The organism is Bartonella sp. B39 (genome assembly GCF_053795145.1).
In genome coordinates this window covers 186768-202006 of the sequence record NZ_CP200036.1, presented here as the reverse complement: position 1 = coordinate 202006, position 15239 = coordinate 186768, and the positions used below count along the sequence as shown (strand labels likewise).

General features: G+C 39.6%; 13 protein-coding genes. 12 read left to right on the top strand and 1 reads right to left on the bottom strand.

Annotated features, from left to right (window positions below; genetic code table 11):
* Positions 1-74 precede the first annotated feature (74 nt).
* The 11 genes from V4P57_RS00800 (at position 75) to truB (ending at position 12461) form a co-directional block, all read left to right on the top strand.
* On the top strand, positions 75-1064 hold the full coding sequence (locus tag V4P57_RS00800; protein WP_455466320.1) for a hemolysin family protein: 990 nt from the start codon (positions 75-77) through the stop codon (positions 1062-1064).
* Positions 1065-1067: 3 nt separating this feature from the next.
* A complete protein-coding gene (gene lnt, locus V4P57_RS00795) occupies positions 1068-2687 on the top strand; it encodes an apolipoprotein N-acyltransferase (protein WP_455466319.1) in 1620 nt (539 codons plus the stop codon).
* 151 nt (positions 2688-2838) lie between these two features.
* Positions 2839-3252: a helix-turn-helix domain-containing protein gene (locus tag V4P57_RS00790; protein WP_455466318.1), complete on the top strand. Its 414-nt coding sequence runs from the start codon at positions 2839-2841 to the stop codon at positions 3250-3252.
* Between the two features lie 131 nt (positions 3253-3383).
* Positions 3384-4652: a methionine adenosyltransferase gene (gene metK / locus V4P57_RS00785; protein ID WP_455466317.1), complete on the top strand. Its 1269-nt coding sequence runs from the start codon at positions 3384-3386 to the stop codon at positions 4650-4652.
* The gene (locus V4P57_RS00780) at positions 4649-5392 is read left to right on the top strand and encodes a tRNA (guanine(46)-N(7))-methyltransferase TrmB (RefSeq protein ID WP_455466316.1); all 744 of its coding nucleotides are present in this window, start codon (positions 4649-4651) and stop codon (positions 5390-5392) included. The genes metK and V4P57_RS00780 overlap by 4 nt, the downstream gene beginning before the upstream one ends.
* A gap of 85 nt (positions 5393-5477) precedes the next feature.
* Positions 5478-6128 carry a ribosome maturation factor RimP gene (gene rimP, locus V4P57_RS00775; RefSeq protein WP_455467006.1) on the top strand — a complete coding sequence of 217 codons (651 nt, stop codon included), beginning with the start codon at positions 5478-5480 and terminating at the stop codon, positions 6126-6128.
* A 48-nt stretch (positions 6129-6176) separates the two neighbouring features.
* Positions 6177-7805, top strand: coding sequence for a transcription termination factor NusA (gene nusA, locus V4P57_RS00770; RefSeq protein WP_455466315.1), 1629 nt, complete (start codon positions 6177-6179; stop codon positions 7803-7805).
* Positions 7806-8441: an RNA-binding protein gene (locus V4P57_RS00765; protein ID WP_455466314.1), complete on the top strand. Its 636-nt coding sequence runs from the start codon at positions 7806-7808 to the stop codon at positions 8439-8441.
* A complete protein-coding gene (gene infB, locus V4P57_RS00760) occupies positions 8438-10960 on the top strand; it encodes a translation initiation factor IF-2 (RefSeq protein WP_455466313.1) in 2523 nt (840 codons plus the stop codon). Before V4P57_RS00765 ends, infB begins: the two co-directional genes overlap by 4 nt.
* Before the next feature lie 129 nt (positions 10961-11089).
* Entirely contained in the window at positions 11090-11497 is a 408-nt protein-coding gene (rbfA, locus tag V4P57_RS00755; RefSeq protein ID WP_455466312.1) for a 30S ribosome-binding factor RbfA, read from the top strand.
* Positions 11498-11501: 4 nt separating this feature from the next.
* Complete coding sequence (gene truB / locus V4P57_RS00750; protein ID WP_455466311.1) at positions 11502-12461, top strand: tRNA pseudouridine(55) synthase TruB; 960 nt, start codon at positions 11502-11504, stop codon at positions 12459-12461.
* Between the two features lie 448 nt (positions 12462-12909).
* Here the strand turns inward: truB and V4P57_RS00745 are convergent, their stop codons facing one another.
* Positions 12910-14538 (bottom strand): MFS transporter, encoded by a 1629-nt coding sequence (locus tag V4P57_RS00745; protein ID WP_455466310.1) that lies wholly within the window; start codon positions 14536-14538, stop codon positions 12910-12912.
* Positions 14539-14856: 318 nt separating this feature from the next.
* On the opposite strand from V4P57_RS00745, the gene rpsO reads away from it, so the two are divergent.
* The gene (gene rpsO / locus V4P57_RS00740; protein WP_455466309.1) at positions 14857-15126 is read left to right on the top strand and encodes a 30S ribosomal protein S15; all 270 of its coding nucleotides are present in this window, start codon (positions 14857-14859) and stop codon (positions 15124-15126) included.
* The last annotated feature ends 113 nt before the right edge of the window (positions 15127-15239 follow it).

The following is a 15239-nucleotide window of genomic DNA, read 5'->3' as shown; positions in this document are numbered from 1 at the left end:
TTAATATCACCATCATACAATTTAAAAATTCTTATGCCTCTATTACAAAAAGAAAGTTTGAAGATTTCAAAATCATGGCAAACAAAATAAATGCACCAAATGACAATCAAACACCTTCTAATATTGAAGTTTCCTCCTTTCCCCAAGCAAATCAAAAATACTCCCTGATGAATCATTTATTTTCGTTTTTACGTGGACGCAATTCTACATCGCTGCGCGATGATCTTACCGTTGCACTTACTGCTGACAATGAAAAAGATACTACTCTCTTCTCACCTGAAGAACGTACTATGCTGCATAATATCTTACACTTGCGTGAAGCACGCGTTGATGATGTTATGATTCCGCGTTCTGAAATAAAGGCATTAGAAATAAACACTCCACTTGGAGAAGCTCTTCAATGTTTTGCAAAAATTGGCCATTCTCGCGTACCTGTTTATGCTGAAACTTTAGATGATCCACGAGGAATGATCCATATCCGTGATATCCTTAATTATGTGACTTACTTTATTATTAACTCAGTCCAGACCGAGAAAAAATCCGATTCGCTTCAGTTAAATCATACACATTTGCACACCCCAATCGGTAAATTAGATCTGATTCGAACAGTTCTCTTTGTTCCAAGTTCCATGCTAGCAAGCAAATTATTAACACGTATGCAAACCACACGAACACAAATGGCTTTGGTTATTGATGAGCATGGAGGTACGGACGGTTTAGTTTCAATGGAAGACATTGTCGAATTGGTCGTTGGTGATATCGAAGACGAACATGACGATGTAGATAATGCTATCGTGCGCGAGCCTAATAATAAATGGCTTGTGGATGCAAGAACCGAACTAGAAGATGTAGAAAAAGCTCTTGGCCCTGATTTCATCGTGGGAGAATATGGTGATGAAGTTGATACTATTGGTGGTTTAATTGTCTCCATTCTTGACCGCATTCCTGCAAAAGGTGAGGTTGTTGAAGCTGTGCCTGGTTATCGATTCCGTATTTTAGAAGCTGATAAACGTCGAATTAAGAGACTACGCATTTTTCGCATTCCAGAAAATGAGAATTTTTAAAAAATGCTTCCTTTGAAAAATAATCAAGTGTTTTTAAATAATCTCACATCTTTTTTATTTTCCATAACCGGTTGGAAACGGCAGATGTGGGTATTTCTGTGTGGTGCATTAACATCTCTTGCACTTCCACCCTTTTATTTAACACCTCTCTGCTTTTTAACTTTTCCTTTCTTTATTGTTCTCCTTGACTCAATCCATACCATCCAAAACAATAAAAAACGCTTTCTCATCTACGCTCTAAGTTGTGGAATATTTGGCTTTGGTTATTTTATTTGCAGCCTTTGGTGGATGTGTAATGCTTTGTTAACAGACCCTGTTGCTTTTGGTTGGGCGGTGCCATTTGCTATTTTTTGTCCTCCTCTTTATCTTTCTCTTTATTGGTTTTTTGCTGGTTTCATTGTCGGTTTATTATGGACAAAAGGAATAGCACGCTTCTTTGTCTTAGCCTTTGCACTGGGATTGGCAGAGTGGTTGCGCGCATTCTTATTCACAGGCTTTCCTTGGAATGCTCTTGGTTATACAGCTATGCCAACCCCTATGTTCATGCAATCCGATGCAATTGTTGGACTTTACGGAATGAATATTCTTGCCGTCTTAGTCTACAGTTTGCCCACTGTTTTATTAACAAATGAAAAAAAGAAATTTGCTCTTTTTCTTTGCTTAGCGCTTATATTCCTTCACAGTGGCTTTGGATTTTATCGTCTCAACGCTGTAGCCAACACAGCAGATGCCTCAGAGAATAGTTACTGGGTGCGCATTGTTCAACCTTCTATCCAGCAAAACATAAAATTAAGTAATACAACACGAGAAGCCATATTTGCAGCTCATATGCGCTTGAGTGCAACACCAACAGCCGACCACAATCCAGAACCTGACTTTATCGTATGGCCAGAAGCATCCATTCCTTACCTTCTCTCTGATAACTCTACAATCACAATGCACATTGCTTCTCTTCTAAAATCCAAACAATGGGCTATCATTGGTGCCATACGCGCTAACAATGATCCCCTCAATGCGCAACAAATGCAATATTTTAATACAATTGCAGTTATTAACAATAAAGGTAATATTTTAAACACTTCTGATAAACTTCACTTGGTTCCTTTTGGTGAATATCTTCCCTATAAAAGTTTATTAGAAAAAATTGGATTGCATATCCTTGCAGATAATATTGGTGGATACAGTGCTGCGAGTGTGCGCAACACTGTCATAATGCCAAACGGATTTTCTTATCTTCCACTGATTTGTTATGAAGTAATCTTTCCTAATGAAATGACTTTTAAGGGCCTCTCTCCTCAAGCAATCATTAATGTTACTAATGATGCATGGTTTGGTGTAACACCCGGCCCATACCAACATCTTCAACAAGCACAGCTTCGTGCTATTGAATTGGGAATCCCCCTCATACGAGCAGCCAATAATGGGATATCAGCTGTTATTGATTCTTATGGACGAATCATTGTAGCTCTCCAACAAAATGTTGTTGGCATTATTGATTCACCGATTCCATCATCCATTACCCCCATAGGAAGCAATGGATGCAGAATATTCTCTACTTTTATCTTATTCATTCTTATGCTATTGTGCCGTTTCGGTTTTGGTTCTACAAAACAGCTTAAATAATCAGATGCCCATATACTAAGGTATTATGTTGCGTATACCGGTATAATATTGGGAAAAAGTGTTACGTATTATTCTAATTATATGATAAACCAACCTTATATAGATCTGATGTTGGTTTAAGAGTAGGGTGCTGGAAATAAAGAGTTGCATTATGACCGAGACTAGAAAAAAACCTGATCCTATAGATATCTATGTTGGGACTCGTATACGCTTACGTCGTAATATTTTAGGAATGACCCAAGAGAAATTGGGTGAAAAGCTAGGTATCACTTTTCAACAAATTCAAAAATATGAAAAAGGTACAAATCGTATTGGTGCAAGTCGTCTTCAAGCAATTGCAGAAATTATGGATGTTCCTGTTTCTTATTTTTTTGATAAAGGCATTAATACGCAACATGTAGAAGGCTTTGCTGAAAGTGACAACAATTTTATGGACTTTTGCTCCAGCAGTGAAGGAATCCAGCTCATGCGTGCTTTTACTAATATATCTGATGCTAAGGTGCGTCGAAAAATTATTGACTTGGCAAAAGCGCTTTCTGAAGAAGATATGACAAACAAGTTATAAAATAAAAATTATATCTTTTCTCACTCATCTTATAAATCAGGATTGACGATTTGCCGTGGGATTGGCAAATAGGAGCAACTTTAATAAACAATTAATAAACCGTTGATTTTCTTTTTTTTGAAGGAGTTCCTATGCCGCATCAAGATTATCTTTTTACGAGTGAATCGGTATCGGAAGGGCACCCTGACAAAATTTGCGATCGTATTTCCGATGAAATCGTTGATATGATTTATAAAGAAGCTCAAAAAACCAGTACTGATCCATGGCTAGTGCGGATCGCTTGTGAAACTCTCGTCAGTGTAAACCGTGTCGTTATCGCTGGAGAAGTGCGTGTTCCTGATACACTCTTAAAAAGAGATAAAAATAAGAAATTTATTTACGATGAAATGGGGTTTCCACTCATTAATCCTGCCCGTTTTCGTGCAGTAGCGCGTCGTGCTATTCGTGCAATTGGTTATGAACAAGCAGGCTTCCATTGGAAAACTGTTAAAATTGATGTTCTTTTACGCCCGCAATCAACTGATATCGCACGCGGAGTTGATAATGCTACAGATCGACATGGTGAAGAGGGAGCAGGTGATCAGGGTATCATGTTCGGATATGCCTGTCGTGAAACACCTGCACTCATGCCTGCGCCAATTTATTATGCGCATAAAATTCTTAAACTTCTTGCTGCAGCCCGCCATAAAAATGAAGGAGAAACCGGAAAATTAGGACCAGACGCTAAAAGCCAAATAACAATACGATATAAAAATGGAAAACCTACAGAGGTAACATCTATCGTTCTTTCAACACAACATTTAGATGAAAGTTGGGATTCCAATAAAGTACGTACAGTGGTTGAACCCTATATTCGTCAAGCTTTACATGATATTCCTATTTCGGATCAATGCCGTTGGTACATTAACCCAACAGGAAAATTTGTCATCGGTGGCCCTCAAAGCGATGCTGGGCTAACAGGACGCAAAATTATCGTTGACACTTATGGAGGTGCAGCACCCCATGGGGGAGGAGCTTTTTCAGGCAAAGATACAACAAAAGTTGATCGTTCTGCAGCTTATGCTGCACGCTATCTCGCTAAGAATATTGTTGCAGCTGATTTAGCGGAACGATGCACCATTCAACTCTCTTATGCAATTGGCATTGCACAACCCTTATCCATTTATCTTAATCTCCATGGAACAGGAAAAGTCGATGAAAAAATTCTTGAAGTAGCTATCCGTAAAATAATGGATCTTTCACCGACTGGTATTCGAAAACATCTTGACCTTAATAAACCTATTTATACAAAAACAGCCGCCTATGGTCATTTTGGACGCAAGCCAAAACGTGATGGTTCGTTTTCATGGGAAAAAACTGATCTGATTAAAACGCTTCAAAAAATGATTAAAGTACCATGATTGACCACAATACACGCACACGTGAAGCCTTTTTTGGTCGCCGACAAGGAAAACGGCTACGAAACAGTCAGATTGCGCGTATAAAAATGCTTCTCCCAGCTCTTAAAATTGATTTAAATACCCTTCCGCCCTTAAATTTAACATCCTTATTTCCCAGTAAAATAAGAGAAGTCCGCCTTGAAATTGGTTTTGGTGGAGGTGAGCATTTACTTCATGAAATGGAACATTTTCCACAAACTGGTTTTATTGGTGTAGAACCCTTTATCAATGGCATGGCAAAAATGTTGATGTCTCTTGAACAGCATAACCAGCATCAAAATAATATTCGCCTTTATGATGATGATGCCACACACCTCCTTGATTGGCTCCCAAATGCATCACTTGATGGAATAGACCTCTTCTACCCAGATCCATGGCCTAAAAAGAAACATTGGAAACGGCGTTTTATCAACATAAAAAATCTTAACCGTTTTGCTCGCGTTCTTAAAACAGGAAAAAAATTCCGTTTTGTCAGCGATATAGATAGTTACGTAAACTGGGCCCTATACCATTGTGCACAACATAATAGCTTTGAGTGGAAAGCAGAAAGCCCTAAGGACTGGAAAACCCCTTATCCGCTATGGATAAGTACCCGCTATGAAGCAAAAGCTCTGCACGAAGGACGAACACCTGCATATCTTACCTTTATCAAGAAGGAAACGATGAGATACTTTTCTTATAAACAACTTGAAAAAAATTGAATTTGGGAGTATCAGTAACTAAATTCTTGGTCTTATGATGAGGAGTGGGTCGTTGGATCCGCTCTTTTTTAATATCATAAAGATTATGAAAACGACTTGGATAAAATGTATGAATGAAGCTGAAAAAATAAGCGATCTTGACGAACCGCGTCTATTTGAAGAAGATGGCATCGAAGCACACGTTGCTGCTTTTGTCATACCATTGCTTAAACCCTTAGGTTTTCGTTTAGTTCGTGTAAAACTCCTTGGTTTAAATGGTTTAACACTTCAGATTATGATTGAGCGCGCTGATGGCTCTATAACCGTGGAAGATTGTGAAACTGTTAGTCGAACTGTTTCCCCCCTCCTTGATGTGCAAAATATTATTGAACGCAAGTATCATTTAGAAATCTCGTCTCCTGGAATTGATCGTCCACTGGTAAGAAAATCTGACTTTTTTCATTGGCAAGGGCATATTGCAAAAATTGAAACCAAAATAACAATTGATGGGCGCCGAAAATTTCGTGGAACACTCACAAATATCACGCAAAATGGATTTACTTTAAACACTGATAAAGCTGCTTATGGAGAAGCCATGTATACCTTTATTCCCTTTTGTGATATCATAAATGCGCATTTAGTGCTTACCGATGAGCTTATTCGCGACGCATTAAAAAAAAATAAAGATTTGAGTCAACAATTAATTCCCGAAGATAATTCTAATGCCTCAGAACAGACGCTAAATTACAAGAATTAACATTACTGGGAAATGCCCTATTGTGTGGCATAAAGAAGGAGAAAATTGATGGCTACAAGCGCTAACAAGCTTGAAATTCTGCAAATTGCAGAGGCTGTTGCACGTGAAAAGTCAATTGATCGTGAAATTGTCATTTCTGCAATGGCCGATGCTATTCAGAAAGCGGCGCGTTCTCGTTATGGTCAAGAAACCAATATCCGTGCCGAAATCAATTCCAAAACAGGTGAAATTAAATTACAACGTTTGCTTAAAATTGTAGATGTCGTTGAAGATTATACAACTGAAATTACTTTGTCTGATGCACTCAAACGCCAAGCAGACGCAAAAATTGGTGAATTTTTTGCTGATCTTTTACCTCCTATGGACTTTGGACGTATCGCAGCGCAATCTGCTAAACAGGTTATTGTACAAAAGGTGCGCGATGCAGAACGTGACCAGCAATATGAAGAATTCAAAAATAAAATTGGTGAAATTATTTCTGGTACAGTAAAACGTGTGGAATATGGCAATGTTATCGTTGATCTGGGACGCGGCGAAGCCATCGTGCGCCGTGATGAATTAATTCCACGTGAATCTTTCCGCTATGGAGATCGCATTCGTGCCTTCGTCAATGATGTGCACCGTGAATCGCGCGGTCCACAAATTTTCCTTTCACGCACACACCCTCAATTTATGGTAAAACTTTTTACCATGGAAGTACCAGAAATTTATGATGGTATTATAGAAATTAAATCCGTTGCCCGTGATCCGGGTTCACGTGCTAAAATTGCTGTTGTCTCACGCGATGGTTCTATTGATCCTGTTGGGGCGTGTGTTGGAATGCGAGGAAGCCGCGTACAAGCTGTTGTTGCGGAGTTACAAGGCGAAAAAATTGATATTATTCCTTGGTCCCCTGATGCTGCAACATTTATCGTCAATGCGTTGCAACCCGCTGAAGTTTCTAAAGTTGTCCTCGATGAAGACGCAGAACGTATTGAAGTCGTCGTACCTGATGACCAGCTCAGTCTTGCTATTGGTCGACGTGGCCAAAATGTTCGTTTAGCCTCACAATTAACGGGATGGAATATTGATATCTTAACAGAACAGGAAGAATCTGAAAATCGCCAAAAAGAATTTACTGAACGCAGTAAATTATTTATGGAATCCTTAGATGTTGATGAAATGATTGGGCAGGTTATGGCATCGGAAGGTTTTTCCTCCATTGAGGAAATCGCCTATATTGATCTCGAAGAAATCGCCTCCATTGATGGTTTTGACCATGAAACTGCTGCTGAAATCCAAAATCGTGCGCGCGAATATCTCGAACATAAAGAAGAAGAACTTGATGAAAAGCGTAAAAAACTCGGTGTTTGTGACGAATTGCGAACACTTCCTGGAATGACAAGTGCTATGTTGGTTGCTGTTGGTGAAGATGGTGTAAAAACAATGGAAGACTTTGCTGGTTATGCAGTCGATGATTTGGTTGGATGGAAAGAACGCAAAGAAGGTCAAACACAGAGTTTTTCTGGTGTCTTGACCCCATTTGATATTACACGTGCTGATGCAGAAGCTATGGTTTTAGCCGCACGTGTACAAGCTGGCTGGATAGATCAAGTGGATCTTGTTGCAGAAGCCCCTGCGGAAAGTGAAAACTCTGCAAAAGATGAAACAGATAATTTGAACGTGGGTACACTTTAGATGAATGAACGGACCTGTATTGTGACAAGAAAAAATGCTTCAGCCGAAACGCTGATCCGTTTTGTTATTGGTCCCAATAATCAAATTGTCCCTGATCTTAAATCCAATTTGCCTGGGCGTGGCGTTTGGGTTTCTGCTCGCCATTCTGCCATTGAAGCAGCAATCAAACAGAAAGCTTTTAAGAGAAATTTTAAAACAGATGTTGAGGTTGCACCAAATCTTGCGAATATTGTTGATACACTTTTAGTAAAAGCGGCTCTTTCAAGCCTTTCCATAGCGCGAAAAGCTGGTGCCATTGTGATGGGGGCAACAAAAGTCGATGCAGCTATCCGCTCTGGTCAAGTTATTCTTGTACTTCATGCCAAGGAAACTACAGAAGATGGGAAACGAAAAATTGCACAAGCTATCCATACAATACAACAACAAACAAATCGAAATATAAAAATCATATCTTTATTTACAAGTGATGAAATGCGAGTGGCCTTTGGTGCTAATCCTGTAATGCATGCAGCCTTATTAGACACTAAAGTTGCCGAAGGATTTCTCAAAACAATATACAAACTACTCGCCTATCGTGATGAAAAGCACAGCAAGCCTGGTGAGATGACGGCACAGGCCGTGAAGGAAGTACAATGAGTGAAAATAATAACGACAAAATAACAGTCAAGAGGACATTAACCCTAAAACGGTCAGTCCTAGAAACGAGCACGGTCAAACAAAATTTCAGCCATGGCCGTACGAAAGCTGTAGTTGTCGAAACCAAACGGCGCAAAATTACGCGACCTGATGAAAAAGCTGAAATACAACAGCCAATTACGAAACCACATGTGGCTCGCCAACGCTCTAAACCACGATTCGAAGAAACCAAGCAGAGTGAACCTGTCGCTAAAAGCAATCTCTCATCGGCTGAAATGGAAGCAAGGTTTCGCGCGTTAGAAGAAGCACATATCCAAGAAAAAATAACACGTGAACAAGCTGAAGAAGAAGCAAAACGTGCAAAAGAACGTGAAGAAAGTTTTCAGCAGGAAATTCAAGAAACAGAAATACATCAAGAGGAAGAAAATCCACAGGTACAGACTTCCCCTCTTCCCTCTACTCCCTCCCTCATAGAACCGATAGATATCCCTATCACGCCTAAAAATACAACTGTGATTGAAAAACGCAAGGCAGATGAAAATAAAGAAGATGACCGACATAGCCGGCGCGCTAACCATGCAAAATCAGAAGTGCGTGCACCAAAAGTTGTAAAAGGTGCTGATGAGCGACGCCGTGGAAAGCTAACCCTCAGTAGTGCTCTGGATGAAGAAGGCAATGCACGTGGGCGCTCAATGGCTGCAATGCGCCGCAGGCAGGAGAAGTTTAAACGTGCACAAAACCAAGAGCCAAGGGAAAAAATTTCTCGCGAGGTTGTTCTCCCTGAAACAATTACTATTCAAGAACTTGCGCAGCGTATGACTGAGCGCTCCGTTGATGTAATTAAGTTTCTGATGAAACAGGGACAAATGATGAAACCGGGCGATGTTATTGATGCAGATGTTGCTGAGCTCATTGCCGTTGAATTCGGTCACACTGTTAAACGTGTTTTAGAATCTGACGTAGAAGAAGGTATCTTTAATATAGCCGATAATCCTCAAAAAATGCAGCAGCGTCCACCTGTTGTAACGATTATGGGTCATGTCGACCACGGAAAAACTTCCCTTCTCGATGCTATTCGAAAAGCAAATGTTGTTTCTGGTGAAGCAGGTGGTATTACGCAGCATATCGGTGCTTATCAAGTGGAGCAGAACGGTCAAAAAATTACCTTTATTGATACACCTGGACATGCCGCCTTCACTGCTATGCGTGCTCGTGGAGCTCGTGTTACGGATATTGCCGTTCTGGTTGTAGCCGCTGATGATAGTGTTATGCCGCAAACAATTGAGTCAATCAATCATGCCAAAGCTGCTGGTGTGCCAATTATTGTTGCTATCAACAAAATTGATAAACCAGCTGCTGATGCACAAAAAGTGCGTACAGAACTTTTGCAACACGAAGTGTTTGTTGAGAGCATGGGTGGAGAAACTTTGGAAGTCGAAGTTTCTGCTAAAACCGGTCAAAATCTTGATAAACTTCTCGAAGCTATTCTCCTTCAAGCTGAAATCCTTGATCTCAAAGCAGATCCAAAACGAACAGCAGAAGGCGTTGTTATTGAAGCTAAATTGGATCGGGGTCGCGGATCTGTTGCAACAGTTCTTGTTCAAAAAGGTACATTGCATCCTTCTGATATTATTGTTGCTGGCAATGAATGGGGTCGTGTGCGTGCCTTGATTGATGACCATGGTCGCCATATAAAAGAAGCAGTTCCCTCTACACCCATTGAAATTTTGGGCATGCAAGGAACACCACAAGCTGGTGACCGTTTTGCTGTTGTCACCCATGAAGCAAAAGCACGGGAAATTGCTGAATATCGTCAACGGTTAGCACGTGACAAAGCTGTAGCTCGGCAAACAGGTTCTCGCGGTTCTCTTGAACAGATGATGACTAAATTACAAACCACTGGTATCAAAGAGTTTCCTCTTATTATTAAAGGAGATGTACAAGGATCAATTGAAGCGATCGCTTCGGCATTAGAAAAGTTAGGGAATGAAGAAGTACGTGCACGCATTGTGCATTCTGGTGCTGGAGGTATCACTGAAAGTGATATTTCTCTTGCTGAGGCCTCTAACTCTGCTGTGATCGGCTTTAATGTTCGAGCCAATAAACAAACACGTGATGTAGCAAAAACACAAGGAATTGAAATTCGCTATTATAACATAATTTATGATCTTGTTGACGATATAAAAGCTGCCATGTCAGGATTACTCTCACCAGAGCAGCGTGAGACTTTCCTTGGTAATGCTGAAATTCTGGAAGTCTTTAACATTACAAAAATCGGAAAAGTCGCTGGATGTCGCGTTACAGAAGGTAAAATAGAACGGGGAGCTGGTGTCCGCCTTATTCGCGATAATATTGTCATTCACGAAGGAAAACTTAAAACACTTAAGCGATTTAAGGATGAGGTCAATGAAGTACAAAGCGGTCAAGAATGTGGAATAGCATTCGAAAGCTATGAAGATATCCGTGCAGGAGATACCATTGAAACCTTCCGCATCGAACATATTAATCGCACATTATAAAATAACCCAACGGCTTTACTCTTTCGTAAAATGAGAAAAGTTATTGGATTTTATGCATAGTGCCTCTGTTTTTTCTTAATCTTTTAAGCCAATCAAAAGAAGAGTAATTGTAACAAGGATAACATTTTGATGAAAAATGCAGAGCCATCACAACGGCAGTTAAGAGTAGGAGAGCAAGTGCGCCACGCAGTAGCTCATATGCTACAGCGTGGTATTTTACTCGATAATGTCTTGAAAAATATGGTAATTTCTGTCTCTGAAGTGCGTATGTCACCAGATTTAAAAATTGCCACCTGCTTTATTTCTCCTCTCAACACTCTTAAGAACGCATCTCATATTGATGTTGTTGATGTCCTCAATAAACATAGCCGTTTTATCCGTAAAGAAATCAGTCATGCGCTGCGACAAATGAAATATATGCCTGAATTGCGTTTTCGACTCGATAGCAGTTTTGATAATTTTTCAAAAATTGATGCCCTGCTTCGCTCACCTGAGGTAGCACGCGATCTTCACCGTAGTGATGAACTTGAGGATTAAAAATATGGCACGGCAACGCAAAAAAAAAGGCCGTTCTGTTTCTGGCTGGGTAATATTTGATAAACCAAAAGGGATGAGATCAACAGAAGCTGTCTCACAAATCAAATGGCTCTTTCATGCACAAAAAGCAGGACATGCGGGAACACTTGATCCTCTTGCGTCTGGTCTCTTGCCAATTGCATTGGGCGAAGCAACTAAAACCGTTCCCTACGTTATGCAAGGCACAAAAACCTACCGTTTTCACATCGTTTGGGGAGAAGAACGATCAACAGACGATCTAGAGGGAGAAGTAACGAAGACATCTCTCAAACGTCCAACACAAGAAGAAATACTCGCTCTTCTCCCCCAGTATACAGGTGTTATTTTGCAAACACCTCCACAATTTTCGGCAATTAAAATTTCTGGTAACCGCGCCTATAATCTGGCACGTGACGGTGAAAGTGTTGAAATTCCGCCGCGCCAAGTGGAAATAGAAACTTTTAAATTAATAGAAACTGCTACCAAAGAACGTTCTATCTTTGAAGTAACCTGCGGAAAAGGAACCTATGTACGCTCTTTAGCACGCGATATGGGACGTGATCTCGGTTGTTATGGGCATATTGCTGATTTAAGACGTATCGCAGTAGTACCTTTTTGTGAAGATGATCTCATCACATGGAACACGCTAAAAACGGTAGGGCTGAATAAAAGTGTAACAAATGAAAATGATGCTCTTCCCAAAAGAAATTTTTCAACACTTGATACACTTTTAATTGAAACAGGTGCTGCGCTGGATTGCCTCTCTCATTATACCCTTAGCGAAACCCAAGCACAGCGAGTCATGATAGGCAATTCAGTGCTCCTCTGCAATCACAATGCACCTATTGATGAAGATGAGGTTTGTGTCATCTACAAAGGCCAACCTCTTGCTATAGGCACTCTTGAAAAAAGCTTGTTCACGCCAAAGCGGATTTTTACAATTTAATCTGTTCTTTCTTCAAACCATCTCTCAGAAAAAGAGAGTTTCTCAGATCAATATCGCTCTACACTCAATTTTTTATGATAATTCATATCATAACCTAAATCAGTAATATGTTCATAAGTCTAATTCTAGCTTGCACGATAAAGCACAAGTATCTTTTTTATCGTTTTAAATTGTCTCTTTGATTATTACTGAATACACGTGCATATCTATAATGTTAAGAAGATTTTGTAGAATAGGAAACGCAGGATTTATCTTAAATAAATTTGTAATATTTATGATTTCCAACTGCTTGTTTAGCAGAAATTTATCCTCAACTCACCAATGGAATAAAGTGCTCACTGCAATATCTTATTTTTCTGCTGTTCTATTTATGCAGACAAATTTATTCCATAAAAATAAATTGCACACATTTAATAGTTTACAAAAAGCTGTTTTAGCTTTCATACCATTAAGGTAATTGATCGGCAGAGGGCTTTAAATGCATTTCACTAGCATGTGGTATTGTTTGCCGCTCAATCATCCGGTGTACTCTTATGCCGTCAGGCGCACGATTTAAGTGACGCAGCATCTTGTTTACCTCTGCATCTGCTTTTATGCGACGGTGATTATGACGCAAGTAATCTACCCATGTTGGCATATGATACGCTTCTGTCCAATATTCAGGCCTTTCAAGATCACGCAAAAGAACCCATTGACGAGCGCCATCACGTAAACGAATATGACGACGACGTGTCATCACTTTGAGAAATTCTTCGAGATCATTTTCATGAATTTGATAATCGATCATAATCATGATCGGACCACTTTGTGCTTTTAGATCAAGTAAAAGCTCTGGTTCTCTAAAATGATCAAGGGGATCTAGATCTATCTGGGGAATTTCCTGAATTCTAAATTTTATCCCTGTAAAAGCCCCAAAAATCAAGAATAGAGAACAAAGACTCAAAGCAACTGTTGGAGAATAACCATCAGCCAAAACGCCCCAAATTACGCTTCCAAATGCCATTCCTCCATAAGATGCTGTTTGATAAAGTGCTAAGGCACGTGCAACAACCCAGCGCGGTGTAGAAAGTTGTACAGATGTATTAAACAGTGATAATGCTAAAACCCAACATAATCCTGCAGGAAACAAAGCAATATGGCTTACAATCAATGAACGGCTTATTGCTAAAAAAAAGCAAGAAAAGGCAAAACCAATAAATGCACTTGTGATAATCGTTTCTAACCGAAAATAATGCCGTACAGATGAATTAATAAGACCTGCTGTCATGGCTCCAAGACCAAAGAAACCAAGCAATGTCCCATAAAGAAGTGCATTTCCTCCAAGAATTTTATGCACAACAATTGGTAACAGTGCCAAAATCGAAATCGCCCCGATACCAAACAGGAACGCTCTGACCATAATGCTCAAAAGATTGGGCGACATTGCAACATAACGTAAACCATCTGAGACAGCTCCTAAAAGTCTTTCTCGTGGTAACCTGTTGTTTTCATAACTTGGTTTCCATAAAAACAAAGCACCAATTAAAGGAATATAACTTATCGCATTGAATAAAAAAGCTGCGGCTGCACCTAGAGCAGCAATGATAGCACCACCAATAGCAGGGCCTACACTGCGCATCAAATTAAAGCCAACACTGTTTAAACTAACAGCAGCAGGAATATTTTCTCGGCTCACAATATCTCCTATTGTTGCTTGCCAAGAAGGATTATAAAAAGCAGTTCCACATCCAATCAAAAAGGTAAAGCATAATAAAATTCCAGGTGTTAAAAATCCCATATAGGATAAAATAGCCAAGCTCATTGATATAACCATCATCATAATCTGCGCGCACAACATAATTTGGCGGCGATTAAAATTGTCAGCTAAAGCTCCTGCCATTAAAGAAAACATAACAAGCGGTAATGTGGTAGCACTTTGAACAAGACCGACCATGGAATGCGAAGAACTAATCAACGCCATTAACCACCCTGCTCCTACAGCCTGTATAAGCCCTCCTAAATTAAAAATGAGAGTGGATAACCATAAATTCCGAAATACCGAATTACGAAAAAGTTCTAATGTTGAAATGTTTTGCATCTTTTGTCTTCCAATCGATATTTATCGCTTTTTTACCATACACACTCTCTAAAGCAGTAACCTTTGTAACAAAAGGATGCATAATTCTTTAAAAATTTCTCACAAACCCCTGTTAAAATCAATATTTCAAAACAAAATCCTTTATCTAAGGTAAGGCCTTTAAGATTCTTTTAAGGACTAGTATTTTTACATCCTTTCCTATATAAGTGCTAAAGCAGGTGGGAGTTTTTACTCTTCTTGTTTCTTCACAGACCCTTGCTGGACGACATCTCGGCTACGGGTGACTTTTGTTTCTTTGTTTTTTGAAAGGATAACACGATGTCGATTACAGCTGAACGTAAACAAGCTCTTGTCGCAGAATATGCAAACAAAGTCGGTGATACAGGATCACCAGAAGTGCAGGTCGCTGTACTTTCTGAACGTATTTCTAATTTAACTAACCATTTTAAATCTCATAAAAAGGATAACCATTCTCGTCGTGGTCTTTTGAAGATGGTGTCTCAACGTCGTCGCCTTCTTGATTACCTGAAAGGAATTGACCAAAATCGTTATCAGACACTTATCAAAAAATTAGGTTTGCGGCGCTAAAAGAAAAATGGGTGGATGGTTTTTTAAAAAAACCATCCATTTTTTCAGCTTGCTGCTTTTAGTTAAAAACTTAAAAATTGACGAATAATCATCATGGGGCAGAATTGCTAGTT